Annotated in this window: 24 protein-coding genes; 9 read left to right on the top strand and 15 right to left on the bottom strand. The window is 62.3% G+C overall.

Annotated elements, in window-relative coordinates; translation table 11 throughout:
• Positions 1-2 precede the first annotated feature (2 nt).
• The 4 genes from rsxC to AC6BYQ_RS19450 form a co-directional block, all read right to left on the bottom strand.
• The gene (gene rsxC, locus AC6BYQ_RS19465; protein ID WP_498057389.1) at positions 3-2,432 is read right to left on the bottom strand and encodes an electron transport complex subunit RsxC; all 2,430 of its coding nucleotides are present in this window, start codon (positions 2,430-2,432) and stop codon (positions 3-5) included.
• On the bottom strand, positions 2,425-2,997 hold the full coding sequence (gene rsxB, locus AC6BYQ_RS19460) for an electron transport complex subunit RsxB (protein WP_432525236.1): 573 nt from the start codon (positions 2,995-2,997) through the stop codon (positions 2,425-2,427). Before rsxB ends, rsxC begins: the two co-directional genes overlap by 8 nt.
• On the bottom strand, positions 2,997-3,578 hold the full coding sequence (gene rsxA, locus AC6BYQ_RS19455) for an electron transport complex subunit RsxA (protein WP_004938443.1): 582 nt from the start codon (positions 3,576-3,578) through the stop codon (positions 2,997-2,999). Before rsxA ends, rsxB begins: the two co-directional genes overlap by 1 nt.
• Before the next feature lie 135 nt (positions 3,579-3,713).
• Positions 3,714-4,154, bottom strand: a complete 441-nt coding sequence (locus AC6BYQ_RS19450; RefSeq protein ID WP_019455945.1) for a DUF2569 domain-containing protein — start codon at positions 4,152-4,154, stop codon at positions 3,714-3,716.
• Positions 4,155-4,389: 235 nt separating this feature from the next.
• Here AC6BYQ_RS19450 and AC6BYQ_RS19445 point away from each other — a divergent pair, with 235 nt between their 5' ends.
• A complete protein-coding gene (locus AC6BYQ_RS19445) occupies positions 4,390-5,430 on the top strand; it encodes an oxidoreductase (RefSeq protein ID WP_498057388.1) in 1,041 nt (346 codons plus the stop codon).
• A gap of 75 nt (positions 5,431-5,505) precedes the next feature.
• The gene (locus tag AC6BYQ_RS19440; RefSeq protein WP_019455943.1) at positions 5,506-6,510 is read left to right on the top strand and encodes a bile acid:sodium symporter family protein; all 1,005 of its coding nucleotides are present in this window, start codon (positions 5,506-5,508) and stop codon (positions 6,508-6,510) included.
• An 11-nt stretch (positions 6,511-6,521) separates the two neighbouring features.
• On the opposite strand, the gene AC6BYQ_RS19435 is transcribed toward AC6BYQ_RS19440, so the two are convergent.
• The 3 genes from AC6BYQ_RS19435 to AC6BYQ_RS19425 all read right to left on the bottom strand — a co-directional run bounded on the left by AC6BYQ_RS19435 (position 6,522) and on the right by AC6BYQ_RS19425 (position 9,067).
• Positions 6,522-7,067, bottom strand: coding sequence for an AAA family ATPase (locus AC6BYQ_RS19435; protein ID WP_498057387.1), 546 nt, complete (start codon positions 7,065-7,067; stop codon positions 6,522-6,524).
• A gap of 110 nt (positions 7,068-7,177) precedes the next feature.
• Entirely contained in the window at positions 7,178-8,176 is a 999-nt protein-coding gene (gene add / locus AC6BYQ_RS19430; protein WP_019455941.1) for an adenosine deaminase, read from the bottom strand.
• Positions 8,177-8,311: 135 nt separating this feature from the next.
• A complete protein-coding gene (locus AC6BYQ_RS19425; RefSeq protein WP_025159715.1) occupies positions 8,312-9,067 on the bottom strand; it encodes a DeoR/GlpR family DNA-binding transcription regulator in 756 nt (251 codons plus the stop codon).
• Positions 9,068-9,164: 97 nt separating this feature from the next.
• Between AC6BYQ_RS19425 and AC6BYQ_RS19420 the strand changes: the two genes are divergently transcribed.
• Together AC6BYQ_RS19420 and AC6BYQ_RS19415 are read left to right on the top strand one after the other, a co-directional pair.
• On the top strand, positions 9,165-9,761 hold the full coding sequence (locus tag AC6BYQ_RS19420; RefSeq protein ID WP_498057386.1) for an NUDIX domain-containing protein: 597 nt from the start codon (positions 9,165-9,167) through the stop codon (positions 9,759-9,761).
• Entirely contained in the window at positions 9,758-10,126 is a 369-nt protein-coding gene (locus tag AC6BYQ_RS19415) for a hypothetical protein (protein ID WP_019455938.1), read from the top strand. Before AC6BYQ_RS19420 ends, AC6BYQ_RS19415 begins: the two co-directional genes overlap by 4 nt.
• A 32-nt stretch (positions 10,127-10,158) precedes the next feature.
• Here the strand turns inward: AC6BYQ_RS19415 and AC6BYQ_RS19410 are convergent, their stop codons facing one another.
• Both AC6BYQ_RS19410 and malX read right to left on the bottom strand, forming a co-directional pair.
• Complete coding sequence (locus tag AC6BYQ_RS19410; protein ID WP_498057385.1) at positions 10,159-11,340, bottom strand: MalY/PatB family protein; 1,182 nt, start codon at positions 11,338-11,340, stop codon at positions 10,159-10,161.
• Positions 11,333-12,952 (bottom strand): maltose/glucose-specific PTS transporter subunit IIBC, encoded by a 1,620-nt coding sequence (gene malX / locus AC6BYQ_RS19405; protein ID WP_498057384.1) that lies wholly within the window; start codon positions 12,950-12,952, stop codon positions 11,333-11,335. The genes AC6BYQ_RS19410 and malX overlap by 8 nt, the downstream gene beginning before the upstream one ends.
• A 223-nt stretch (positions 12,953-13,175) precedes the next feature.
• Between malX and AC6BYQ_RS19400 the strand changes: the two genes are divergently transcribed.
• The gene (locus AC6BYQ_RS19400; protein WP_498057383.1) at positions 13,176-14,207 is read left to right on the top strand and encodes a Mal regulon transcriptional regulator MalI; all 1,032 of its coding nucleotides are present in this window, start codon (positions 13,176-13,178) and stop codon (positions 14,205-14,207) included.
• Here the strand turns inward: AC6BYQ_RS19400 and AC6BYQ_RS19395 are convergent.
• On the bottom strand, positions 14,204-15,085 hold the full coding sequence (locus AC6BYQ_RS19395; RefSeq protein WP_025159716.1) for a LysR family transcriptional regulator: 882 nt from the start codon (positions 15,083-15,085) through the stop codon (positions 14,204-14,206). The two genes, AC6BYQ_RS19400 and AC6BYQ_RS19395, sit on opposite strands and share 4 nt — an antisense overlap.
• Positions 15,086-15,290: 205 nt before the next feature.
• On the opposite strand from AC6BYQ_RS19395, the gene blaSRT reads away from it, so the two are divergent.
• Positions 15,291-16,427 (top strand): SRT/SST family class C beta-lactamase, encoded by a 1,137-nt coding sequence (blaSRT, locus tag AC6BYQ_RS19390; protein WP_025159717.1) that lies wholly within the window; start codon positions 15,291-15,293, stop codon positions 16,425-16,427.
• 29 nt (positions 16,428-16,456) lie between these two features.
• Here the strand turns inward: blaSRT and AC6BYQ_RS19385 are convergent, their stop codons facing one another.
• The gene (locus tag AC6BYQ_RS19385; protein ID WP_025159718.1) at positions 16,457-17,362 is read right to left on the bottom strand and encodes a LysR family transcriptional regulator; all 906 of its coding nucleotides are present in this window, start codon (positions 17,360-17,362) and stop codon (positions 16,457-16,459) included.
• 101 nt (positions 17,363-17,463) lie between these two features.
• Between AC6BYQ_RS19385 and AC6BYQ_RS19380 the strand changes: the two genes are divergently transcribed.
• Entirely contained in the window at positions 17,464-18,615 is a 1,152-nt protein-coding gene (locus tag AC6BYQ_RS19380) for a serine hydrolase domain-containing protein (protein ID WP_498057382.1), read from the top strand.
• 45 nt (positions 18,616-18,660) lie between these two features.
• Here AC6BYQ_RS19380 and AC6BYQ_RS19375 read toward each other — a convergent pair whose 3' ends face one another.
• The 3 genes from AC6BYQ_RS19375 to AC6BYQ_RS19365 all read right to left on the bottom strand — a co-directional run bounded on the left by AC6BYQ_RS19375 (position 18,661) and on the right by AC6BYQ_RS19365 (position 21,817).
• Complete coding sequence (locus AC6BYQ_RS19375) at positions 18,661-20,199, bottom strand: YdgA family protein (protein WP_025159720.1); 1,539 nt, start codon at positions 20,197-20,199, stop codon at positions 18,661-18,663.
• Positions 20,200-20,340: 141 nt separating this feature from the next.
• A complete protein-coding gene (manA, locus tag AC6BYQ_RS19370) occupies positions 20,341-21,519 on the bottom strand; it encodes a mannose-6-phosphate isomerase (RefSeq protein ID WP_198636426.1) in 1,179 nt (392 codons plus the stop codon).
• A gap of 70 nt (positions 21,520-21,589) precedes the next feature.
• Positions 21,590-21,817 carry a hypothetical protein gene (locus AC6BYQ_RS19365; protein WP_154746156.1) on the bottom strand — a complete coding sequence of 76 codons (228 nt, stop codon included), beginning with the start codon at positions 21,815-21,817 and terminating at the stop codon, positions 21,590-21,592.
• Positions 21,818-21,997: 180 nt separating this feature from the next.
• On the opposite strand from AC6BYQ_RS19365, the gene AC6BYQ_RS19360 reads away from it, so the two are divergent.
• Together AC6BYQ_RS19360 and fumC are read left to right on the top strand one after the other, a co-directional pair.
• On the top strand, positions 21,998-22,330 hold the full coding sequence (locus tag AC6BYQ_RS19360) for a hypothetical protein (RefSeq protein ID WP_498057380.1): 333 nt from the start codon (positions 21,998-22,000) through the stop codon (positions 22,328-22,330).
• Positions 22,331-22,559: 229 nt separating this feature from the next.
• Complete coding sequence (fumC, locus tag AC6BYQ_RS19355; RefSeq protein ID WP_498057379.1) at positions 22,560-23,957, top strand: class II fumarate hydratase; 1,398 nt, start codon at positions 22,560-22,562, stop codon at positions 23,955-23,957.
• 48 nt (positions 23,958-24,005) lie between these two features.
• On the opposite strand, the gene AC6BYQ_RS19350 is transcribed toward fumC, so the two are convergent.
• Positions 24,006-24,671: a peroxiredoxin-like family protein gene (locus AC6BYQ_RS19350; RefSeq protein ID WP_211129422.1), complete on the bottom strand. Its 666-nt coding sequence runs from the start codon at positions 24,669-24,671 to the stop codon at positions 24,006-24,008.
• Positions 24,672-24,681: the final 10 nt, after the last annotated feature.

Below are 24,681 nucleotides of genomic sequence, written 5' to 3'. Positions count from 1 at the left end.
CATCATTTGTCTTCCGTTTCCGCCGCCAGCGATTCTCTGGCGGCTTTTTTGGCTTTGGCGCGGGCGATGGCCGCCGCAACCGCCGCCTTGCGCGGGTCTTCCTCGGCGGCAGCCGGGGCCGGTTCTGCCGATGCCGGGGCGTCCGCCTGCTGCGCGGCTTTCTTGGCTTTGGCGCGGGCGATGGCCGCCGCAACCGCCGCCTTGCGCGGATCTTCCTCGGCGGTAGCCGGGGCCGGTTCTGCCGATGCCGGGGCGTCCGCCTGCTGCGCGGCTTTCTTGGCTTTGGCGCGGGCGATGGCCGCCGCAACCGCCGCCTTGCGCGGATCTTCCTCGGCGGTAGCCGGGGCCGGTTCTGCCGATGCCGGGGCGTCCGCCTGCTGCGCGGCTTTCTTGGCTTTGGCGCGGGCGATGGCCGCCGCAACCGCAGCCTTGCGCGGATCTTCCTCGGTGGCCGCCGGGGCCGGTTCCGCCGCCGCCGGGGCGTCCGCCTGCTGCGCGGCTTTTTTGGCTTTTACACGTGCCAACGCCGCCGCGACCGCCGCCTTGCGCGGATCTTCTTCGGTGGCAGCCGGGGCAGGTTCCGCCTCAGCTGGCGTGCCAGCCTGCTGCTCCGCTTTTTTGGCTTTCACGCGGGCCAGGGCGGCCGCAACGGCTGCTTTACGCGGATCGTCCTCTGTGGCGGCAGGGGCGGAGCCGTCTGCGGCCGGCGCTTCTTTGCGGGCTTTCACGCGGGCCAGCGCCGCGGCCACGGCGGCTTTACGCGCGTCGTCGCCGGCGGCCGCCGGTGGCGTTTCTGTTTCCGCTTCGGTTGCCAACTGGGCGCGACGCTCGCGCGCCTGCGCTTTACGCGCCTCGCGGGCGGCGATCATCTCGCTGTTATCCGGCTGTTGGCCGTCGACCGGCATGACTGTCGCTTCGGCATTCTTGCTGCGCACCCGCGCCAGCGCAGCCTGCACCGCACCCTGATCGTCATCGGTCAGTTTGACGGCGGCCTTTTTATGTCGCTCTTCACGCGCCAGTTTTTCACGCTCCAGGCGCGCCAGTTTGGCTTCGTAACGCGCCTTGGCCTCGGCGGTGCGCGCCGCTTCCAGATCGATGGCCTTGATCTCGGCCTTTTCCTGGCGGTAGTACTGCACCAACGGAATGTTGCTGGGGCAGACGAACGCACAGGCGCCGCATTCGATGCAGTCGAACAGGTTATGGTTGCGTGCCTTGTCGTGCTCCTGCCCGCGGCTGAACCAGTACAGCTGCTGCGGCAGCAGCCCGGCGGGGCAAGCGTCTACGCACAGGCCGCAGCGAATGCAGGATTGCTCCGGCTCCTGCGGCGTCATTTCATCGACCGTCGGCGCCAGAATGCAGTTGCTGATCTTGACGATCGGCACGTTCAGCGCGGGCAGGGTGAAGCCCATCAGCGGGCCGCCCATCACCACCATTTGCTGTGCCTGCGGGCGGAAACCGACGAAGTCGAGCAGGTGCTGCACCGGCGTGCCGATGCGGGCCCACAGGTTGCCCGGGCGCTCGATTGCTTCGCCGGTCAGGGTTACCACGCGCTCAATCAGCGGTTCGCCGTCGACGATCGCTCGCTTGATGGCGAAGGCGGTGCCGACGTTTTGCATCAGTACGCCGATAGCCGAGGAGTGCTTGCCGTGCGGCACTTCCTTGCCGGTCAAAATTTTGGTCAGCTGCTTGGCGCCGCCGGACGGGTATTTGGTGGGGATGACGCGCAGCGCAATGCCGGACTGGCCGCGCAGCGCCTGTTTCAGCGCCGCGATCGCCTCCGGCTTGTTGTCTTCGATACCGATCAGCGTGACCTTGGGCTGCAGAATGTGTTGCAGGATCTGCGTACCTTCAACGATCTGGTCGGCGTGCTCCTGCATCAGGCGATCGTCGGCGGTGATGTAAGGCTCGCACTCGGCGGCGTTGAGGATCAGCGTTTCCACGCCGCTCATGCCGCCATGCAGTTTGCTGGCGGTCGGGAAACCGGCGCCGCCCAGACCGGCGATGCCGGCCTGATGGATACGCTCAATCAACTCGGCTGCGGGCGATTGGCGATAGTCCGCCACCGGATCGCGATCGCACCAGCGATCTTCTCCGTCCGCCTCGATGATCACGCACAGCTCCGTCAGTCCGGAAGGATGGGCGGTGATGTGCGGCGCGATGGCGCTAACGGTGCCCGAGGTGGGCGCGTGCACCGGCACGGTGCGGCCGCGGCCGACGGTCAACGGTTGGCCTTTCAGCACCCGATCGCCGGGGTTGACGCACAGTTCGCCTTCCGGCCCCAGATGCTGCTGCAGCGGGATGATAAAGGTGTTGGGCAGAGGAGCGACACGCAGCGGCGCACCGCTGGACTGAGTCTTCATTTCCGGCGGATGGATCCCGCCGTCGAAATCCCAGATCCGGTCTTTTTTAAAGGCGGCGAACAGATTAAGCATGTTGCTCCACGTGGATCACTTGCACCGGGATCGTCTTCATGTCCCACTTCCAGTTGGCGGTGGTGGTGGCGACCGGTCTCATTTCAATACAGTCGGTAGGGCAAGGGGCGACGCACAGATCGCAGCCGGTACAGAGGTCGGTGATGACGGTGTGCATGGCGCGAGTGGCGCCGACGATGGCGTCCACCGGGCAGGCCTGAATGCATTTGGTACAGCCGATGCAGTTGGACTCGTCGATATAGGCCACCTTACGCTCCGGCTCGGCGGCGGCTTCGCTGCCCAGCGGCTGCGGTTCGACGTTGAGCAGCTCCGCCAGTTTCAGCATCACCTGTTCACCGCCCGGCGCGCATTTGTTGATCATCTCGCCGTTGGCCACCGCCTCGGCGTAAGGGCGGCAACCGGGGTAGCCGCACTGCCCGCACTGGCTCTGCGGCAGGATCGCGTCGACCTGCTCGGCGACCGGATCCTCTTCCACCTCAAAACGGCGCGCGGCGTAGCCCAGCACCAGTCCGAACAGCAGCCCGAGCGCGCTTAAAGCCGCGATAGCTATCCACAACGCAGTCATTAGAATTTCACCAGCCCGGTAAAGCCCATAAAGGCCAGCGACATCAGCCCGGCGGTGATCAGCGCGATCGAGGAGCCGCGGAACGGCGCCGGCACGTCGGCGACCGCCAGACGTTCGCGGATGGCGGCGAACAGCACCATCACCAGCGAGAAACCGGCGGCTGCGCTGAAGCCGTAAACGGCGGACTGCAGGAAGTTATAGCCGAGGTTAACGTTAAGCAACGCCACGCCAAGCACCGCGCAGTTGGTGGTGATCAGCGGCAGGAAGATGCCCAGCAGGCGGTAGAGCGCCGGGCTGGTCTTGCGCACCACCATCTCGGTGAACTGCACCACGACGGCGATCACCAGAATGAAGGAGAGCGTGCGCAGATACACCAGATCCAGCGGAACCAGAATAAAGGTGTTGATCACCCAGGCGCTGACGGAGGCCAGCGTCATGACGAAGGTGGTGGCCATTCCCATGCCGATGGCGCTTTCCAGCTTCTTGGAAACGCCGAGGAACGGGCACAGGCCAAGAAACTTCACCAGAACGAAGTTGTTCACCAGTACGGTGCCGACAAACAGGAGCAGGTATTCGGTCATTGCGATGCCTAAAAAAATAAAAGCCGCCTATTATCGGGAATCGGCGGCCGGACGACAACATATGAATCGCAGGGGTATTGCCTTTTTTGGTGAAAATTTACACAAATCACCCAATAAAACGTGCTGCAAGCGCCATTAACGCTCGGTAAAGGTACCTTTAACCCGCTGCGAACGCTTGATGTAAGGCACCAGTAGCGCCGCCATCAGCAACGGCCAGCCGAGGCTGCGCACCGCCACTTCGTCCGGCACCGGCGCGAAGGCGAAGGCTTTCACCGCCAGGAGCACGGTTATCAGCAGCCACAGCAGGAACAGTTTGGGGAAGCGCTGCGAGCGTTGGCAAAACAGCCACAGCAGCCACAGGGTGAAGCACCACATCAAGAGCGTGGTCAGCACCGAAAAATACCACTGCAGGGTAAACGCCTGGGCGTTGGTCAGCAGATAGTCGCGCGATTCGGGCATGAAGATCGCCATGGCGTACAGGAGCAGCATCAGGCTGGCGCTGAGCAGGGTGACGATCAGATAGGCCATCGGGGCCAACAACCAACCGCCGATACGAGAGTATTCAGCTTGAGACATAAACGGCTTCCTGATTGAAACGGGGATCACAGGCGGCATAGCTTAGCGGGTAATAGCGGCTTCGTCATCCCTATCAACCAGATAGCCCGGCATTGCGGCGCCGGGCCGCACGTTTGGCCACTCCGGCGCCGGGGCGTCCCCCGTGTCGAATTAACATCTCATTTACTTCTTGTTCCATCCGGCCGCATGGTGTCAAATCGAAAGGGTCTGTCGTGAGCCTGCAAGAGGAAATTCCATGGCTGAGAAAATTCGTGTCGGGCTGGTCGGTTACGGCTACGCCGGCAAAACCTTTCATGCGCCGCTGATCGCCGGCACGCCGGGGCTGGAGCTGGCCGCCGTTTCCAGCAGCGATGCCGGCAAAGTGCACGCCGACTGGCCGTCGATGACGGTGGTGGGCGATGCGCAGGCGCTGTTCGCCGATCCGGCCCTCGATCTGATCGTGATACCCACCCCTAATGACACCCATTTCCCGCTGGCGCAACAGGCGCTGGCCGCCGGCAAGCATGTGGTGGTGGATAAACCCTTAACCGTGACGCTGTCACAAGCTCAGGCGCTGCAACAGCAGGCGCAGCAGAGCGGTTTACTGCTGTCGGTGTTCCACAACCGCCGCTGGGACAGCGATTTCCTGACCCTTAAAGCGTTGCTGAACGACGGTTCGCTGGGTGAGGTGGTGTACTTCGAATCGCACTTCGATCGCTACCGGCCGCAGGTGCGTCAGCGCTGGCGCGAACAGGGCGGCGTCGGCAGCGGCATCTGGTTCGATTTGGGGCCGCATCTGCTCGATCAGGCGCTGCAATTATTCGGCAAGCCCGACCGGCTGTTTGTCGATCTGGGTGAGCTGCGGCCGGGGGCGCAGGCGGTGGACTATTTCCACGCGCTGCTGAACTATGGCGATCGGCGCGTGGTGCTGCACGCCAGCATGCTGGCGGCGGCGGAGAGCCCGCGTTACGTGGTGCACGGCACCCGCGGCAGCTATGTCAAATATGGCCTGGATCCGCAGGAAGACCGACTGAAGGCCGGCGAGCGCCTGCCGCAGGCCGACTGGGGCTATGACATGCGCGATGGTGTAGTGACGCTGTCACGTAGTGATCTGTTGGCGGAACAGCCGCTGCTCAATATTCCCGGCAATTATCCGGCTTATTACGCCGCGGTGCGCGACGCCATCGCCGGCATCGCTGAAAATCCGGTGCCGGCCGCCGATGCTATCGCGGTGATGGCGTTGATCGAACTGGGGTTGGAATCGGCCCGGCTGCAGCAGGCGCTGCCGGTGGCCTGATCCCGTCCGTTTCTCAGCGGCTCGGTGCACAACGCCGGGCCTTTTCATGATGTTAGGTGCAAGGAAATCCGTTTCATGTCCTGGTTGCAGCGTTTGCGCATTGATAAATTTTTACTGGTTCTGATTTTGGTGGTGATCGTCGCCTCGCTGTTCCCCTGCGAAGGCATCTGGAAAACCTTCTTCGAACACCTGACCACCGCCGCCATCGCGCTGCTGTTCTTTATGCACGGCGCCAAGCTGTCGCGCGAGGCGATCGTTGCCGGCATGAGCCACTGGAAGCTGCATCTGCTGGTGTTCCTCAGCACCTTTGCGCTGTTCCCGCTGCTCGGGCTGGCGATGAACCTGCTGGTGCCGGGCGTCATGACGCCGACGGTCTATCTCGGCTTCCTCTATCTGTGCGCGCTGCCGGCTACGGTGCAGTCTGCCATCGCCTTTACTTCGGCGGCGGGCGGCAACGTGGCGGCGGCGATTTGCAGCGCCTCGGCGTCGAGCATTCTTGGCGTGTTTCTCTCGCCGCTGCTGGTGGGGGCGTTGATGCATACCCAGGGCGGCAATACCGACGTACTGCACGCCATCGGTTCGATCATTCTGCAATTGATGGTGCCGTTTGTGGTCGGCCACCTGGCGCGGCCGCTGATCGGCAAGTGGGTCGATCGCCATCGCAAGCTCATCAATCTGACCGACCGCTCGTCGATCCTGCTGGTCGTCTACACCGCGTTCAGCGCGGCGGTGGTGGAAGGCATTTGGCATCGCATTGACGGCTGGTCGCTGTTGACCATTCTGGTGATGTCGCTGGTGCTGTTGACGGTGGTGTTGGTGATCAATACCTACGCGGCGCGCTGGCTGGGCTTCAACACCGCCGACGAGATCACCATCGTGTTCTGCGGCTCGAAAAAGAGTCTGGCGAACGGCATTCCGATGGCCAATGTGCTGTTCCCGGCTGCGGCGGTGGGCGCCATGGTGCTGCCACTGATGATTTTCCACCAGGTTCAACTGATGGTGTGTGCGGTGTTGGCGCAGCGCTATGCGCGCAAAACCGCCAAACAGCGGGAGCAGGCCGAGGCGCTGGCGACCAAATAGACCGTAGGCCGCTAGCGGCAGCACAGCGCGTCGAGCAGAAAGTCGGCGCGCTCGTCGGGTGAGGCACGCGGCAGTTCCTGCAGTCGATAACCCGATCGGCGGTAGACGGCCACCATCGCTTGGTAGGTCTGCTCGGCTTCGGCGAAAGATTGTTTTCTCTCGCTGTCCTGCGCGTAGACCGCTCGCCATGGTGGGGCGATGAACACCGTATCGGCATAGCGAAAATCGGCGACCGCCGCCGTTAAGGGAGCGGGGATCGATAATCCGCACAGCGTCAGGTAACCGGCGATATCCGGCAGGCCGCGATCGAAGAACCAGCATGTTGCGCCCGTCGCTTCCCGCCATGAACGCAGTTCCCAATCCAGCATCCGCTCGGCGAAAGCCTGGCGATCGCCCCATGGCAGCGCATTGCCGCCAATACTCACCTGATCCTGAATAATCGCCCGACCCGCCTCCTGCGAATGCGGGTAACCGCGGCGATGGAGAACGTCGATGAGCGTGCTTTTGCCCGAACCCGGGCCGCCGGTCAGCACGATGCGGCGTAGTTTGTCAGACATACGGAATTCCTCTATTGCGTCAGAGTTATGGATGAAAACAGCGAGAAAGACGGGCAGGCGGAAGAAAACGGGAGGTGAGAAGAAGGCGCCGTTTGGCGCCTTGGGGGGATTTAACCCTGAACTTTGGCGCGCAGCGCCTGTTTTTCCTGCTCGCTGAGGAACGCCAGCTTGAGGCCGTTTTCCTGCGCGGTGCGGATTTCTTCCGGCGTCAGCCCGGCCTGCGGCGCGGCGACGCGGTATTCGTGCTCGATCTCGATGCCCTGAACCGCCGGATCGTCGGTGTTGATCGACGCCAGCACGCCGTGGCGCAGGAAGGTGGCCAGCGGATGCTGCGCCAGTGATGGCACGGTGCTGGTCTGGATGTTGGAGGTCAGGCAGGACTCGATGCCGATGCCATGTTCCGCCAGGAAGTCCATCAGCGCCGGATCTTCGACCGCTTTCACCCCGTGGCCGATACGCTCGGCGCCCAGCTCGCGGATCGCCTGCCAGATGCTTTCCGGGCCGGCGGCTTCGCCCGCGTGTACGGTGATGCGCAGACCGGCGTCGCGCGCGCGGTTGAAGTGGTTGAGGAACAGGCTGCCGGGGAAGCCAAGCTCATCGCCCGCCAAATCCAACGCGGTAATGCCGTCGCGGTGCGCCAGCAGTCCTTCCAGCTCCTGCAGACAGGCAGCCTCGCCAAAGGTGCGGCTCATGATGCCGATCAGGCGAATGTCGATGTCGCGATCGCGGCAGCCCGAACGGATCCCGTCGATCACCGCTTCCACCACGCCGGCGACCGGCAGCTGGTGCTTCATCGCCATGTAGTAAGGGGAAAAGCGCAGCTCGGCGTAGTGCAGGCCGGCATTGGCGGCATCCTCGACGTTTTCATAAGCCACCCGGCGGCAGGCGTCCAGATCGCCCAGCACCGCCACACCCCAGTCCAGTTTCTGCAGGAAGCTGACCAGATCCGGTTCGGCGTGGGTGATCTGCACGTGCGGGCGCAGGCTCTCCAAATCGTTGGCCGGCAGGGCGAGATTGAACTGGCGACCGAGGTCGAGAATCGTCTGCGCGCGGATGTTGCCGTCGAGATGGCGGTGAATATCGGTAAGCGGAAGGCGGGGATCGATCATGCTGGGCACTCGCTGATTATCGTAGGTAAAGTGCAGAACAGTATAAAAACAAATGGATGAAACTTGCCATTGCGTTGCATAAAAAAGTGACTTACATCACAAATAATCCCAAGGATAGCGCATTATCACCCTCATTCAGGCCTTCAACACGCTGATGCCCGCCTGCTGCAACGGCGCGATCAATGCGTCGTCGGTGGCGCGTTCAACGATGACGGTGTGCGCCAACGTAATATCGCCGATCGCATATTGTGAGGCGGCATTGAGTTTGGCGGCAGAGGCCAGCACGACGGTTTCCGCCGCACGGGCCGCCAGCGCGCGCTTGATGTAGGCTTCTTCCAGATCGCCGGTGCTCAGCCCCGCAGTGGGGTGTACGCCGGTTACGCCCATAAAATAGATATCGGCGCGGATATGCGACATCGCTTCCACCGCGGCGGCGCCGACGCTAACGATCGAATGCTTATACAGCCGGCCGCCGATCAGGATCACCTCCACCGTAGGGTGATCGGCCAAACCTACGGCGACGCTGGGGCTGTGGGTGACGACGGTGGCGTTGAGGTTGGCCGGCAGTTGCCTGACCAACTCGGCGGAAGTGGTGCCACCATCGATGATCACCACCTGGCCGGGGGCGATCAGCGCCGCCGCCGCTTTGGCGATCGCGCGTTTGGCGCCGGATTCCAAGTGATTGCGTTCGGCGAAGCTGGCGATGGCGGAAGAAACCGGCAGGGCGCCGCCGTGTACCCGCTGCAATAACCCCTCTGCGTCCAGTTCGCGCAGATCGCGCCGGACAGTGTCTTCCGACAGCCCGAACAGCTCGCTGAGTTGCTTGGCCAACACCTGGCCGTCCTGAGCCAGTTTCTCCAGGATGATTTTCTTGCGCTGACTGGTCAACATGGCTATTTTCCCCTCAAATTTGCTTTGCACGAAATATCTTGATCATACACGAAATTGCACGATAGTATCAATTTCCTTCCTATGGCGGAGAAAAACCATGATTGCCACCAAAGACCGAGTCCGCATTGTCGAAACCCGGGTGTTGTCCGATGACTGGTATCTGCTGAAAAAAACCACCTTTGATTTTCTGCGGCGCGACGGCGTCTGGCAGCGGCAGAGCCGCGAGACTTACGATCGCGGTGATGGCGCCACCATTTTGCTGTTCAACCGGCAGACGAAGACGGTGATCCTGACGCGCCAGTTTCGCTTTCCGGTCTTCGTCAACGGCCATGATGGCATGTTGATTGAAGCTGCCGCCGGGTTATTGGACGACGCGTCTCCTGAGGCGCGCATTCGCGCAGAAGCCGAAGAGGAAACCGGCTATTTCGTGCAGAACGTGGAGAAAGTGTTCGAGGCGTACATGAGCCCCGGCTCGGTCACCGAGAAGCTGCACTTTTTCGTCGGCGAATATCAGGCGGCCGACCGCATCAACGAGGGCGGTGGGGTGGCGGCGGAGGGCGAAGATCTGGAGGTGATCGAGCTGCCGCTGACGCAGGCCCTGCAGGCGATTCGTCAAGGCGCGATCGTTGACGCCAAAACCATCATGCTGCTGCAGTTTGTCGCTTTGAATCGGATGCTGGAGGAAGAACCATGAAGGCCCAACAAATTTTGATCGCCGGCCCCTATCGCAGCGGCACCGAGGGCGATCCGGCGCGCATCGCCGCCAATCTGGCGCGCCTGGAACAGGCGGCGCTGGCGGTCTATCTGCGGGGACATGTACCGGTGATCGGCGAATGGTTGGCGCTGCCTCTGGCGGCTGCGGCGGGTTCCACCCAACTTGGCGATGCGGTGAGCGAGGCGTTTCTCTACCCGGTGGCTCACCGGTTGATTGCGCAGTGTCAGGCGGTGTATCGCATCGAAGGAACGTCTGCGGGGGCCGATAACGACGTGCGGTTGGCCAAGGAGTGGGGATTGACGGTCTATCGTCATCTGGAGGAGATCCCGGCCGTACAGGCATAACGCAGGGGCGGGCGCAGGCTCGCCCCCTCGCGTTATTTTTCGTTCAGGACAAACCTCAACCCGGCGATCAGCTTATCCATGCCGGCCTCCAGCTTGCCGCGCGGGCAGCCGGCGTTGAGGCGCAGGAACCCGCGGCCTTCCTCGCCGTAGGTGAAGCCCGGCATGATCGCCACCTTTTCACGCTCGATCAGCGCCTGCTGCAGCGCGCGATCGTCAATGGCCAGCGGCCGCAGATCGATCCAGGCCAGGTAGGTGGCCTGCGGCGGGCGCCAGCCCAGCGCGGGAAACGCCTCCGCCAGCCGTTCGGCGACGTAGGTCAGATTATCCTGCAGATAGTCGCGCAGCGCATCCAGCCAGGGTTCGCCGTGACGATAGGCGGCCACGTGCGCCGCCACCGCCAGCACCGCCGGCGAGGAGAGGCCGTCGCGGGATTTGAGCTGCTGGAAGTAGGCTTCGCGGCTGGCGTCGTCGCTGATAAAACCGTAGGCGCCGGTCAGCGCCGGAATATTGAAACTCTTGGAGCCGGAGGTCAGCACTGCCCAGGCGCCGGTCGCCACCTGGCTCCACGGCGTATGGCGGTGTTCGCCCCATACCATGTCCATGTGGATCTCATCGCTGATCACCCTCACGTCGTGGCGTTCGCACAGTTCGGCCATCTGCTGCAGCTCTTCGCGACGCCATACCTTGCCGGTGGGGTTGTGCGGGCTGCACAGCAGCAGGATCTTGGTTTGCGGCCGCGCCAGCAACGCCTCAAGGTGCGCCATGTCGCAGCGCCAGTCGTCGCCGGCTTTTTGCAGCGGACAGGCCAGCAGCTGGCGCTGGTTGGCGAGGATCACCTTGTAGAAGGCGTCGTAGGCCGGGGTATGGGTCACCACGTAGTCGCCCGGCACGGACCATTGGCGGATCAGCTGCGCCGCCATGTAGATAACGGAAGGGCCGTACACCGCCGTTGCGGTGTCGACAGCGGTGTTGAAACGTTGCTGATACCAGTGGCGCAGCGCGCCGAGAAAATCCTCGTGCTGCCAGCGGCTGTAGCCCAGCACGCCGTGCTGCAGGCGCTGCTGCAGCGCCTCGAGAATGCACGGCGCGGTGGCGAAGTCCATATCGGAGATGGTGAACGGCAGCAGATCGGCGCTGCCGAAACGATCGGCGATGTAGTCCCACTGGGTGCACCAGGTGCCGTGGCGGTCGATCGGGGTGGAGAAATCAAACATGGGTGGCTCCCTGCAGCGCCGCGGCAGGTTGCGCCGTGGCTATCAGTGAGTCTAATTCATCCTTCACCGATTGCACCTGCGGGCCGATCACCACCTGCAGATTATGTTCGTTGAGATGCACCACGCCGATGGCGCGGTTGGCCTTCAGCGCGCCATCGTCCACGCGGCTCATGTCATTGACCGACAGGCGCAGGCGGGTGATGCAGTTGTCCAGCGTGATGATGTTATCCGGGCCGCCGAGCGCCGCCAAAATCGCCGGCGCATTGTAGCCGGATTTGCCCACTGCTCCGCTCGGCGCGCTCTGGCTGGCGGCGCTGTCGCTCTCGCGGCCCGGCGTTTTGATGTTAAAGCGCTGGATGGCGAAGCGGAAAATGGCGTAATAGCCGACGAACCAGACGGCGGCCACCACCGGCACCAGATACCACTTGGTGGCGGTGCCGTGCAGAATGCCGAACACCACGAAATCGATGATGTTGCCGTCGGTGTTGCCGATGGTCACACCCAGCAGCGCCATCACGGTAAAGCCCAACCCGGTGAGCAGCGCGTGGATCAGATAGAGGAACGGCGCGACGAACAGGAACAGGAACTCGATCGGTTCGGTGGTGCCGCCGACCACGCAGGCTACCACGCCGGAGATCAACAGCCCTTTGATTTTATGGCGGTTCTCCGGTTTGGCACAGTGGTACATTGCCAGCGCCGCGCCCGGCAGGCCACCGAGGAACGCCGGCATTTTGCCCTGCGACAGGAAGCGGGTGGCGCTTTCGGCAAAGCCGGTGGTGGTCGGGCAGGAGAGCTGGGCCTGGAAGATGGTCAGGGCGCCGCTGACGCTGTGGCCGCAAACGTCCAGCGTGCCGCCCGCTTCGGTAAAGCGGATCAGCGCCACCAGAATGTGATGCAGGCCGAACGGCAGCAGCAGGCGTTCGCCGGTGCCGAAAATCATCGGCCCGAAGATGCCGGCGCCGTTGATGACGCGGCCCAGGCCGTTAATGCCGGCGGCGAACCACGGCCAGATCAACGGGATCACCAGGCCGCACAGGCCCAGCACCACGGTGGTCACGATCGGCACGAAGCGGGTGCCGCCGAAGAACGCCAGCGCGTCCGGCAGGCGGATGGTGTGGAAACGCTCATGCAGCAGATACACGATGATACCGACGATCACCGCGCCAAGGATGCCGGTGTCGATCGACTGAATGCCGAGAATGTTCTGGATATTGTTGGCCTTCAGCACCAACGGATCGCTGCTGGGCAGCACGCCGGCGGCGGTCAGATAGAAGTTGGTGGCCAGATTCAGCACGGCGAAGCCGACAAAGCCGGAGAACGCGGCCACGCCCTTGTTCTCGCGCGCCATGCCCAGCGGAATGGCGATGGCGAACATCACCGGCAGGAAGCTGAAGGCGAAGGAGCCTATCTTGCTCATCCAGGTGAAGATCAGCTGGAAGATCGGATGGCCGATAAACGGCATCAGGGTGATCACATCGCGGCTGCTCAGCGAGCTGCCGATCCCCAGCATGATGCCGCAGAAAGAGAGCAAGGCGACGGGCAACATGAACGTTTTGCCCAGGCTCTGGAAGAACTCCCAGAGGGTGATTTTTGGTTTGTTGGCTGCTGACATAACCGACTTCTCCTGGCGAAAAGACGAGCAAAAAGGGGACTGCTGATTAGGTAAAAAGAAGATAAAACGTTTTACCTAGCAAAAATGCGCCGTTAATCACAAATTTGCCGCCCGCTTTTTGGCGACAATGCGGCGGTCAGTAAAACGTTTTACTGAGTTAACGGATTCGGTATACCCTTGATCATCACGGCGCGGGTTGCCCAGGAACGGGTTCGCAGAGACTATGAGCATTAAAAAGATCACCATTACCGATGTGGCGCAACAGGCGGGCGTTTCGGTCACCACGGTTTCCCTGGTGTTGAGCGGCAAGGGGCGGATTTCGCCCACCACCGTCGAGAAGGTCAATCAGGCGATAGCGCAGCTGGGCTATGTGCGCAACCGCCAGGCGGCGACGCTGCGCGGCGGCGAGTCCGGGGTGATCGGCCTGATTCTGCGCGACATCTGCGAACCCTTCTATGCCGAAATGACTGCCGGGCTGAGCGAAACGCTGGAGGCGCACGACAAACTGCTGTTTTTGACGCAGAGCGGGCGGGAAGGTCTGGGGCTGCAGCGGGCGTTTGACGCGCTGCTGGCGCAGGGCGTCGACGGCATCGTGCTGGCGGGCGGCATTCGCGCGGCGGCGGGGCTGAAGGAAAAGGCGGCCGAGCAGGGCGTGCCGCTGGTCTGCGTGGCGCGCTCCAGCGGTCTCGAGGGGGTGGACGTGGTACGGCCGGACAATATGCAGGCCGCCAAGCTGGCCACCGAGTTTTTGATCGCCCGCGGTCACAGCCAAATCGCTTACCTCGGCGGCCAGAGCGACTCGTTGACGCGCGCTGAACGGCTGGGCGGATTCTGTGCCACGCTGTTGCAGTATGGCCTGCCGTTTCGCAGCGAATGGATCGTCGAGTGCGATTGCCGACAGAGCCAGGCGGCGGAGGCGGCGGAGCAGCTGCTGCGCCACTACCCGAATATCACCGCTATCGTCTGCCACAAGGCGTCGGTGGCGCTGGGCGCCTACTTTGGCCTGACGCGCAGCGGCCGCAGCATCGGTTCGGACGGGGTCGACGCCTACTACGGGCGACAGGTGGCGCTGATCGGCTTTGGCGACGTGCCGGAGGCCGAACTGACCGAGCCGCCGCTGACCTTTGTTTCCAGCTCGGCGCGGGAAGTGGGGCGCAGCGCCGCTGCGCGCCTGTTGCAGCGCATCCATGACGCCGATCTGCCGACGCAGAACGTCATCTTGCCGCCGGCGCTGATCCGGCGCGGCTCCGCTTAGTCGCGCCGCTGCTCCTCTTCCGCCTCCCGGCCGATCCAGCCGATAAAGGCTTTCATCGCCGGCGTCAAATCTCGCGACTTCAAATGGGTCAGCCAATAGGCGCCGAGCGCGGCCTCGGCGGCGAACGGCCGCTGCAGCGCGCCGGTGGCCAGTTCGCGGCGGAACATGCTGACCGGCGCCAGCGCCACGCCGTCGCACTGGATCGCGCCTTCCACCATCAGCCTTGAGGAATCGAACACCGGGCCGTTGATCCGCCACGGCGTCACCTGCGCCGCGCTGAACCAGCGCTCCCATTCATCCTTGCGGTAAGTGCGCATCAGCTGCTCGTGCTGCAGATCCTGCGGCGCGTGCAGGCGCGCGGCAACCGCCGGCGGGCAGAGCACCGTCAGCGGCGCGTCGAACAGTTTGATATTGCGGGTGGCGGGCCACAGGCCTTCGCCGAAGCGGATGGCGAAATCCATGCCGTCCGCCGACAGATTGACCAGGTTGTTGTGGGTCAACACCCGCAGATCGATAAACGGATGGGCGGTGCGGAACGCCGCCAGCCGTGGCATCAGCCAGCCGACGGCGAAGGTGCCGACCACCGCCACCGTCAGCACCTCGTGGAAATGCCCGCCTTCGAACTGCTGCAGCACCGCCTCGATACGGTCGAAGGCGTCGTTCAACACCGGCAGCAGCGCCTGGCCTTCTTCCGTCAGATCCAGCCCGCGCGGCAGGCGGCGGAACAGCTGAATGCCCAGCTGTTCTTCCAGCATGCGCACCTGCTGGCTGACGGCGGCCTGGGTCACCCTCAGCTCCAGGCCGGCGCGGGTGAAGTTCAGGTGGCGAGCGGAAGATTCGAACGCCCGCAGGGCGTTGAGGGGAAGTCGATTGCGCATGATTGATAGCCATAAGTTTTTCTTTATGCTGGCTGAAATTATTATCGCTTGTCAACCCGGCGGCAAAATCCGATATTTGGCGCCACTGCTGCGAAAGTGGCGGAGTCCGTAAAGGAATGACATCATCAATCAGGGAAAACGCCGTGTTCAACGCCAACAAAAACTTTTGGCCGCGCCGATGCCCTGCAACCGAAGAGTTTCTATCATGACGAAAATGAATCGCCTGGCGGCCGCGCTGATCGCCGCATTGATCCTGCCGACCGCGCATGCCGCACAGCAGCAGGATATCGACGCCGTAATTCAGCCGCTGATGAAAAAGTACGGCGTGCCGGGCATGGCGATCGCCGTGTCGGTCGACGGCAAACAGCAGATCTACCCGTATGGCGTGGCCTCGAAGCAGACCGGCAAACCGATCACCGAGCAGACGCTGTTCGAAGTGGGCTCGCTGAGCAAAACCTTCACTGCGACGCTGGCGGTCTATGCGCAGCAGCAGGGCAAGCTGTCGTTCAGCGATCCGGCCAGCCGCTATCTGCCTGAACTGCGCGGCAGCGCCTTCGATGGCGTCAGCCTGCTGAATCTGGCGACCCATACCTCCGGTTTGCCGCTGTTCGTGCCGGACGACGTCACCGACAATACGCAATTGATGGCCTACTATCGCGCCTGGCAGCCGAAACACCCGGTCGGCAGCTACCGCGTCTACTCCAACCTCGGCATCGGCATGCTGGGCATGATCGCCGCCAAGAGCCTCGACCAGCCGTTTATTCAGGCGATGGAACAGGGGATGTTGCCGGCGCTGGGCATGAGCCACACCTATATTCAGGTGCCGGCGGCGCAGATGGCCAACTATGCGCAAGGATATAACAAGGACGACAAACCGGTGCGGGTCAATCCCGGCCCGCTGGATGCCGAGTCTTACGGCATCAAATCCAACGCCCGCGATCTGATTCGTTACCTGGACGCCAACCTGCAGCAGGTGAAAGTCGCACAGCCGTGGCGCGAAGCGCTGGCCGGCACGCACGTCGGTTATTACAAGGCGGGCGCGTTCACGCAAGATCTGATGTGGGAGAACTACCCGTATCCGGTAAAACTGCCGCGACTGATCGAAGGCAACAACGCCGGGATGATCATGAACGGCACGCCGGCCACCGTCCTCACGCCGCCGCAGCCGGAATTGCGCGCCGGCTGGTATAACAAAACCGGCTCCACCGGCGGCTTCTCCACCTACGCGGTGTTTATCCCGGCGAAAAATATCGCCGTGGTGATGCTGGCCAACAAGTGGTTCCCGAACGACGATCGCGTCGAGGCGGCTTACCGCATCATCCAGGCGCTGGATAAGCGCTGACGGACAGGGGCGCCGACGGGGCGCCCCTATTACCGATGCTGCCGTTCACGCCGCTCGCGCATGAAATCGATAAAGGCGCGCAGCTTGAGCGGCAAATGCCGGCCGGCGGGAAAGTAGATGAAAAATCCCGACGTCTCGCTGGCGCAGTCCGGCAACACTTCCACCAGATCGCCCTGCGCCAGTTCTTTCAGCACCGTGCCCTGAAAACGCTGTGCAATCCCCAGTCCCGCCAACGCGGCATCCTTGATCAGCCTATCTTCGTTAAAAATCAAACTGCCGCTGACGTCCAGCGCGCGTTCATCGCCATGTTGACTGAAATACCAGGGTTCCAGTTTGCCGCTGCCGGGAAAACGGTAGCGCAGGCAATGGTGCGCGAGCAGCTCATCCGGCGTGGCCGGTGCGCCGCAGCGCGCCAGATAGTCGGGTGAGGCGACCAGCACCCGGCGTTGCCCGTTGTCGATCGGCACGGCGACCATGTCCTTTTGCAGCATGGCGTGCATGCGAATGCCGGCATCGAAACTGCCCAGCACCAGATCGGAAAAGCGGTCTTCGGTAAACAGTTCCAGCTGCACCTCGGGATAGCGGCGCTGAAACGCCGCCAGGTGCGGCATTACCAGCAGCGAAGCGGCCAACTGCGGCAGCGTAATGCGCAGCAGGCCCGCCGGCTGTGCGCCCAGGGTACGCACGTCGTCCGCCGCCGCGTCGATCTGGTTCATCGCCGGCGACACCTTCTGATAGAACAACCGGCCTTCGTCGCTCAGCCGCACCGAGCGGCTGGTGCGGTGGAAGAGTCGCACCCCCAGCTGATTTTCCAGCGCCTGTATATTTTGCGACACCGCCGGCGGCGTGACGCCCAGCTGGTTAGCCGCGCGGGTAAAGTTGCCCAGGCGCGCGACGGCTTCGAAATAGGGCAGCAGTTGCAAAAGTGAACTCATAGATTGCTAACCTGTGCTTAATGATCCATTAAATTATGCCGTATTTTAATTTATGAATAACGTTCTAGACTGAATGTACTTTTTATCAAAGAGCAAAAAACATGTTGGCGAAACAACAGACGTTAACAGAACGGCTCGCGGCTATCGATCGGCAGGCGATCGCCGAAGGCCGCATCGTGGGCAGCGTGGTGCTGGTGGCGCGGCAGGGCGAGATTTGCTACGCCGGGGCGGCCGGCTATGCCGATCGCGAGGCGCGGCGGCCGATGCGGCGGGAAACGCAGTTTCGGCTGTCGTCGGTGTCCAAACCCTATACCGTGCTGGCGGCGCTGCGTTTGATCGAACAGGGTAAGTTGGCGCTGGACGATGCGGTCAGCGATTGGCTGCCGTGGTTTACCCCGGCGCTGGCCGACGGCCGTCGACCGGCGATCAAAATTCGTCATTTGCTGAGCCATACCGCCGGGCTGGATTATCGGCTGAATCAGCCGCCGACAGGCGTATATCACCAGATGGGGATCCAGGACGGCGTGGAGCGCTCGACGCTGACGCTGGAGCAAAACCTGCGGCGGCTGGCGCAGGCGCCTTTGCTGTCGGAACCAGGAGTGCGCTTCAACTATTCGTTGGCGATCGACGTGCTGGGGGCGGTGCTTGAACGGGTGACGAGCATGTCGCTGCCGCAGCTGTTTGTCGAATGGGTCGCGCGGCCGCTGGCGCTCGGCAATACCGCGTTCCATGCCACCGACGCCGCGAACCTGGCGACGCCGTATTACAATACGCCGCAGGGGCCGCAGCGCATGTCGGAAGGCGTGCGGGTGGCGCTGCCGGAGGACATGGGCGCCGATGTCGAATTCTCGCCGGCGCGCGCGTTTGACGCCGAAGCGTTTCCTTCCGGCGGCGCCGGCATGGTTGGCGATGCCGACGACGTGCTGCGGCTGGTGGAGGCGCTGCGCAGCGGCGGGCAGGGCATTCTGCGGCCGGAGACGGTGGCTTTGCTGAATAGTCCGCACGTCGGCGCCGAGGCGCAAACGCAAGGGCCAGGTTGGGGGTGGGGATTCTGCGGGGCGCTGCTGGTAGATGCCGAGGCGGCAAATACGCCGCAGCATGCGGGCACCCAGGCCTGGGGCGGGGTTTATGGCCACAGCTGGTTCTTTGATCCCGAGGCGCAGCTGAGCGTGGTTGTCTTGACCAATACCGCGTTCGAAGGCATGTGCGGCCGCTATCCGCAGCAGATCCGCGATGCGGTTTATGCGGGGTAAATAAAAAGGGCCCCGCAGGGGGCCCTCGATCAGGCTTTCAGGCGATTACTGCGCCGGTGCCGGAACAGGCTGCGCATCCTGCGCCGGTTCGTCGTCTTCCGCCGGGGCGCCGCCGCCCAGCAGGCCGAACTGGCCGATGAACTCCTGCAGCGACATCTTGTTGCCGTTCAGGTCAACCTGATTGTCAGCATAGTGGAACTTGCTCGCGATCACGCCGTCTTTCTGGGTAGTCAGCTTGAACATCTGGCCCATCGCCGCCAGACCCTGCACTTGCTGCTGCGCCAGCTTCTGCGCGTCTTCCTCGTTGTAACCCTGCAACAGCGCGGTCTTCGCGGTCACTTCGGTGGCCATCGCTTCCGGAATGGTCAGGCTGAGATCCAGTTTTTTCACCACGCGCGCGACCATCTGGTCCGGCGATTCGGCCGGAGAGCCGGCCTGGCTTGGATCGGTCAGCGCCAGATCCAGCGTGAAGGTGCTTTCACCCTTGCCGTTTTTCCAGCTCAGCGGGGCGATGCTGAGGCTTGGGTTGCCTTTCAGCAGCAGCGGCAGGTTCTTTTGCAGCATCTCGGTGGTCTGCTGTTCGTAGACCTCCGGATCCAGATTTTCACCCTGCTGCAGCAGCGCCATGGTCTGGCGGTTGTAGCTATCGGAGAAATCTTTCAGCGCTTTGCCGTCGACGTTGTCGATTTTCAGCGTCAGTTTACCGGCGCCGAAGTCGTTGCCCTGCACCTTGAGCGCGTCCATGGTGTAGTCGATCTGGCCGCCGATATTGCTGCTGCCTTGCTCGCCGAACTTGCTCACCAGGTTGAAGCCGTCCAGGGTCACGGCGTCTTTACCGTCAATCGCCAACTTGAACTGCTTCAGCGTCATCGTCTGATCGCCGAGTTTAACGCCGAACTTGCTCTCGTCGCTGTTGCCTTTCAGCTTGAAGCCCTGGAAGGTGATCTGCTCGGTTTGGCCGAAAGCGTTCGGGCTGCTCACGGTGATGTTGTCGCTGTTGGCGTCGAGCGCGAGGTTCTTCAGATCGCTGGACACGTCGGCGTTGAGGGTGGCGCCGCTGAATTTCAGCGAGGATTTATCCTTCTGGTATTCCAGCGGGATGATGTCGATGGCGGACGCGGTGTCACCGTTGTACGAGATGCGCGAATCGGCGGTAAACAGCGATTTGCCTTTGGTGACCTCAAACAGGCCTTTCACCGCCGGGGTATTTTCCAGCTCGGTATGCACCGACGCCATGCTCGGCAGCAGGTTGAATTTTTTCAGCTGGGCGAAGGGGAACGGACCGTGATCGATGGTTTCCAGGAACGCCACTTCTTCACCGGTTTTCAGCGCCGCGTTCTCACTGGTATCCGTGCCGTCGGAACGCAGCACATAACGCACTTTGCTGCTGAACAGGCCGCGCTGGTAATTTTCATAGCTCAGCTTGACGCCGGCTTTCGGCAGGTAAGCTTTCAACTGGCCGTTGGCGTTGTCGACGACTTCGCCCATGTGTTGCTCGATCAGTTTCCCGGTGTACCAGGATGCCCCGGTCCATGCTGCGCCAAGAACCACAATGACGCTGACAGCGACTAACGATTTTTTCATAGCTCTGTTTCATCCTTTTTTCTTATAACCCTCCGTTGCGAGGGAGGGGGCAAATACGGGCCGACAATAAACGCCCGCAGGCGTTTAATTGTGGGGGCAGCTCTCGCTTTCAGCAAGCAATTTGCTGAAATTTATCAACGGTTAGGCCAGCTGGTTATAAACCCGGGCGATGCGGCCGCTGCCGCTGACGTTGACCGGGGATTCGAAGGCGCCGATAAAGCAGGATTCGCCCGGTTGGAGCGCCAGGCGCTGCCCCGATTTTTCCAGCGTCGCTTCACCGCTGACGCAGAACACGATGGCCGCGCTCTGCTGCGTCAGCGCCTGTGGAGCGGCGGTCAAATCGTGCAGCGAGAAGGCGAAATCCTCCACCGGGATCGGGAAGAACAGCTCATTGCCGCGCTGTTCCGGTTGGGTCAGCAGGCCGGACGCCGGCTGCGGGCGGAACTGCAGGTTGGCCAGCAGCTCAGGCACGTCGATAAATTTCGGCGTCAGGCCGGCGCGCAGCACGTTATCCGAGTTGGCCATCACCTCCAGCGCCACGCCTTTCAGGTAGGCGTGCGGCGTTTCGGCATACAGGAACATCGCCTCGCCCGGTGCGAGCTGCACCACGTTCAGCAGCAGCGGCGAGAACAGGCCGCTGTCGTCCGGGTAAAAGCCGGCGATAAAGCGCACGGTATCCCAGGGTTCACCCTGCTGGTTGTTGAGCGCGGCTTTCAGCACGCCGAGCGCCAGCGATTTTTGCTCGCCGCTCATCGTCAACAGACTGGCGAACAGGGTCGACAGGTGCGCGGTGTCCGGCTGTTGCAGGAAGGCGGCGATGTCGTGGTGCGCGCCGGCGATCGGCTGCAGCAGGGAAACGATATCGGCCAGCTCGCGAAAGCCGTTCATCGCCAGGAACGGCGTCAGGGCGAAGACCAGCTCGGGCTTGTGATTGGGATCTTTGTAGTTGCGTTCGGCGGCGCTCAGCGGGATGCCGGCGGCGTTCTCTTTCGCGAAGCCGATCTCGGCCGCCGCTTTGCTCGGATGGACCTGGATCGACAGCGGTTGATCGGCGCACAGCACTTTAAACAGGAACGGCAACTCGCCAAAGCGGCTGGCGACGTCGGCACCCAGCTGCTTTGGCTGGTCTTCATCGATAAGAAAGCGCAGCGACCGCAGCTCGCCGTCGGCGCCCGGCACGCGGGAAGGGCTCTTGGGATGCGCGCCCATCCACAGTTCGGCCATCGGCTGGTTATCGGGATTGGCGATGCCGTAAAGGCGAGTCAGCGCATCGTGGCTGCCCCAGGCGTAATTCTGTACCGCGTTGGTCATTTTTTGCATGTCGATAAACGTCCTTTGCGTCATTGCCGTACTGACGGCCAATAACTTACTGATTTTTTGTATGATTATCTCAATCTTTGCCGACGACCATCATACGCCCGCGTCGACGGTAAAAATCATGGGCGCGATCAAAATAACGCCGGATAACGTCGCGCCCGGCAATGCGGCCAAAGTATAGCGTGATAACGATCGGCGTCTCAAATGGCGCGCCGGCCTCAAGGCGGCCCGGTAAACCCGTTAATCGATTATTTTTGGGGAAGGCGGGGTTATTGCCGACTGCTCGGACAACCTGCCGCATTATTTAATTTTCAGCATGTCAAAATATGTCGACCGAATTTATTTTTTACCGTCTGAGCCATTCCCTTATTATTATTTTCGCGCTGCGCCGGGCGATCACACGCCGAGCTTAAACCTGAATGACAGACCTCGTTACCGTAACCGTTAACGAGTCAATTTAATGAAACAAGAGGTCTGTCGCATGAAAAAACTGTTGTTGCTATTGGGGCTTTGCACCGGCGCAGCCCAGGCCGCGGTGATCGTCACCTATCCCTACTCCGCCCCGCGCGCCGTGGTGATAACGCCGGCGCCGATCGTCGTTGCGCCCGCACCGGCAGCGGTTCCCGTCGCGACCGCGCCCGCACCGCATCCGTTGGCGCTCACCGCCGGCGCGGTGGCGGCCGGGGCGTATCGCCATAATGAGCGGCAAGACGCCTACGATGAGATCAATCATCTGCAGCAGCAGCGTATCGATGAGCTCAACCATTTGCAGGCGCAGCGCATCAATAACGTTAATTCACGGCATCCGCGTTAGTTCTTATCTGCGTGTCTATTATCCGGGCGCATTCTTCAACGTTATTTTTGCACGGGTTAACCGATGGCAAATAACCGCGTCATCAATGGGTCAAAGAGATGAAACGTGCTGTGAGATAACTCTCTTAATGCGAATAGTTATTATGTCACTATACTGGGAGTGCGTGCCGACGGGGGGTAGCGCGTCGGCCTGACCCTACAATTTTAGGAATTATGCTAAGGAGACAATGATGGCAGGCGTTCGTATCGAAAAAGACTCCATGGGCCCCATCGAAGTACCGGCCGACAAGCTGTGGGGCGCGCAGACCCAGCGCTCATTGGCGCATTTCCGCATTTCCACCGAAAAGATGCCGACCGCGCTGATCCATGCGCTGGCGTTGACCAAGCGCGCCGCTGCGCAGGTGAACGTGGATCTCGGGCTGCTGCCGGCCGAGCGGGGCGCCGTCATCATCAAAGCCGCCGACGAAGTGCTGGCGGGCAGCCATGCCGACCAGTTCCCGCTCTCGATCTGGCAAACCGGCTCCGGCACCCAGACCAACATGAACATGAACGAAGTGTTGGCCAACCGCGCCAGCGAGCTGCTGGGCGGCGTGCGCGGTGAAGAGCGCAAGGTGCACCCGAACGACGACGTCAATAAAAGCCAAAGCTCCAACGACGTGTTTCCCACCGCGATGCACGTGGCGGCGGTGATTGCGCTGCGCGAGCACCTGATCCCCGAGCTGAAAGTGTTGCACAAGACGCTGAGCGACAAGGCCGAAGCCTACCGCGACATCGTCAAAATCGGCCGCACCCATCTGCAGGACGCCACGCCGCTGACCCTGGGCCAGGAGATCTCCGGCTGGGCGGCGATGCTGGCGCACAGCCTGAAACACATCGAAGACAGTATCCCGCACCTCGCCGAGCTGGCGCTGGGCGGCACGGCGGTCGGCACCGGTCTGAACACCCATCCGGAGTACGCGGTGCGCGTCGCTAAAGCGCTGGCGGCATTGACCCATCAGCCGTTCGTCACCGCCCCGAACAAGTTCGAAGCGCTGGCGACCTGCGATGCGCTGGTGCAGGGCCATGGCGCGCTGAAAGGGTTGGCGGCCTCGCTGATGAAGATCGCTAACGATGTGCGCTGGCTGGCGTCCGGCCCGCGCTGCGGCATCGGCGAGATCGCGATCCCGGAGAACGAACCGGGCAGTTCGATCATGCCGGGCAAGGTCAATCCGACCCAGTGCGAAGCGATGACCATGCTGTGTGCCCAGGTGCTGGGCAACGATGTGGCGGTGAACATCGGCGGCGCTTCCGGCAACTTCGAGCTGAACGTATTCCGCCCGATGGTGATCCACAACTATCTGCAGTCGATCCGTCTGCTGGCCGACGGCATGCAGGGCTTCAACGAGCACTGCGCGGTAGGCATCGAACCGAATCGCGATCGCATCACCCAGTTGCTGAATGAATCGCTGATGTTGGTGACCGCGCTCAACACCCATATCGGCTATGACAAGGCGGCGGAAATCGCCAAGAAAGCGCACAAGGAAGGGCTGACGCTGAAAGCCGCGGCGCTGAAGCTCGGCTATCTGACCGAAGCGCAGTTCGACGAGTGGGTGCGGCCGGAGGCGATGGTCGGCAGCATGCAGAAGTAATCGCGTTCGCCGTCATCTCTTAACGGGGCGCGTTTGCGCCCCGTCTTTTCAAGCCAATCTCTCCAGCACCGATAACAGCGCCTGCGGCTCCGGCCGCCGGGTGTAGTCGGCGTGCGCTTCGGCATAGGCGATACGGCCATCGCGGGCGATGACGAATCGCGCCGGCAGCGGCAGCGTCCAGTCGTCATTCTGATTGAACTGCGCCAGATCGAGGCCGAGCCGTTGTTGATACAGGGTAATCAAGGCCTCCGGCAGGCGGTAACGCAGGCCGAATTGCGCCGCCAGACGGTTGCCGGCATCGCTGAGCAGCGGAAAGGTCAGATCGTGATCGCGCGCGGCCTGGCGGTTATGCATCGCGCTTTGCGGCGAAACGGCCAACAGCTGCGCGCCGCGTTGCTCTATGGCGGGCAATGCGGCCTGCAGCGCCTGTAGATCGAGCGTGCAGTAGGGGCACCAGATCCCGCGATAAAAACTGACGACCAGCGGCCCGTTCGCCAACAGCGCTGCGGAAGCGCATGGCCGGTTTTCGCTGTCCGGCAGGGTAAAGCCGGGCGCGACGTCGCCGACGCTCAGTGCGCGTTCGGCGATGCCTGACGCGATCTGCGCCTGGATCGCCTCACGCATCAGCGCGTGATCTTGCGCAGCGAGTTTGAGCGGCAGTTGGCCGGCTTCGAATGCCGCTTTGAAGGCATCGAGTTTGTCTTGCAGAGTCATGCGTTCTCCT

It is taken from the genome of Serratia sp. LTN-2, assembly GCF_059740205.1.
This window is presented reverse-complemented; position numbering and strand designations above follow the sequence as displayed.

Coding starts and splice junctions, on each gene's coding strand:
- malX (WP_498057384.1), bottom strand. CDS start 12,952: ATGTCAGCAGCCAACAAACCAAAAATCACCCTCTGGGAGTTCTTCCAG.
- add (WP_019455941.1), bottom strand. CDS start 8,176: ATGATCGATCCCCGCCTTCCGCTTACCGATATTCACCGCCATCTCGAC.
- AC6BYQ_RS19375 (WP_025159720.1), bottom strand. CDS start 20,199: ATGAAAAAATCGTTAGTCGCTGTCAGCGTCATTGTGGTTCTTGGCGCA.
- AC6BYQ_RS19415 (WP_019455938.1), top strand. CDS start 9,758: ATGAAGGCCCAACAAATTTTGATCGCCGGCCCCTATCGCAGCGGCACC.
- AC6BYQ_RS19440 (WP_019455943.1), top strand. CDS start 5,506: ATGTCCTGGTTGCAGCGTTTGCGCATTGATAAATTTTTACTGGTTCTG.
- AC6BYQ_RS19385 (WP_025159718.1), bottom strand. CDS start 17,362: ATGAGTTCACTTTTGCAACTGCTGCCCTATTTCGAAGCCGTCGCGCGC.
- AC6BYQ_RS19360 (WP_498057380.1), top strand. CDS start 21,998: ATGAAAAAACTGTTGTTGCTATTGGGGCTTTGCACCGGCGCAGCCCAG.
- AC6BYQ_RS19350 (WP_211129422.1), bottom strand. CDS start 24,671: ATGACTCTGCAAGACAAACTCGATGCCTTCAAAGCGGCATTCGAAGCC.
- AC6BYQ_RS19425 (WP_025159715.1), bottom strand. CDS start 9,067: ATGTTGACCAGTCAGCGCAAGAAAATCATCCTGGAGAAACTGGCTCAG.
- AC6BYQ_RS19420 (WP_498057386.1), top strand. CDS start 9,165: ATGATTGCCACCAAAGACCGAGTCCGCATTGTCGAAACCCGGGTGTTG.
- AC6BYQ_RS19380 (WP_498057382.1), top strand. CDS start 17,464: ATGTTGGCGAAACAACAGACGTTAACAGAACGGCTCGCGGCTATCGAT.
- AC6BYQ_RS19365 (WP_154746156.1), bottom strand. CDS start 21,817: ATGCGGCAGGTTGTCCGAGCAGTCGGCAATAACCCCGCCTTCCCCAAA.
- blaSRT (WP_025159717.1), top strand. CDS start 15,291: ATGACGAAAATGAATCGCCTGGCGGCCGCGCTGATCGCCGCATTGATC.
- AC6BYQ_RS19450 (WP_019455945.1), bottom strand. CDS start 4,154: ATGTCTCAAGCTGAATACTCTCGTATCGGCGGTTGGTTGTTGGCCCCG.
- AC6BYQ_RS19395 (WP_025159716.1), bottom strand. CDS start 15,085: ATGCGCAATCGACTTCCCCTCAACGCCCTGCGGGCGTTCGAATCTTCC.
- manA (WP_198636426.1), bottom strand. CDS start 21,519: ATGCAAAAAATGACCAACGCGGTACAGAATTACGCCTGGGGCAGCCAC.
- AC6BYQ_RS19410 (WP_498057385.1), bottom strand. CDS start 11,340: ATGTTTGATTTCTCCACCCCGATCGACCGCCACGGCACCTGGTGCACC.
- fumC (WP_498057379.1), top strand. CDS start 22,560: ATGGCAGGCGTTCGTATCGAAAAAGACTCCATGGGCCCCATCGAAGTA.
- AC6BYQ_RS19435 (WP_498057387.1), bottom strand. CDS start 7,067: ATGTCTGACAAACTACGCCGCATCGTGCTGACCGGCGGCCCGGGTTCG.
- rsxA (WP_004938443.1), bottom strand. CDS start 3,578: ATGACCGAATACCTGCTCCTGTTTGTCGGCACCGTACTGGTGAACAAC.
- AC6BYQ_RS19445 (WP_498057388.1), top strand. CDS start 4,390: ATGGCTGAGAAAATTCGTGTCGGGCTGGTCGGTTACGGCTACGCCGGC.
- AC6BYQ_RS19400 (WP_498057383.1), top strand. CDS start 13,176: ATGAGCATTAAAAAGATCACCATTACCGATGTGGCGCAACAGGCGGGC.
- rsxC (WP_498057389.1), bottom strand. CDS start 2,432: ATGCTTAATCTGTTCGCCGCCTTTAAAAAAGACCGGATCTGGGATTTC.
- rsxB (WP_432525236.1), bottom strand. CDS start 2,997: ATGACTGCGTTGTGGATAGCTATCGCGGCTTTAAGCGCGCTCGGGCTG.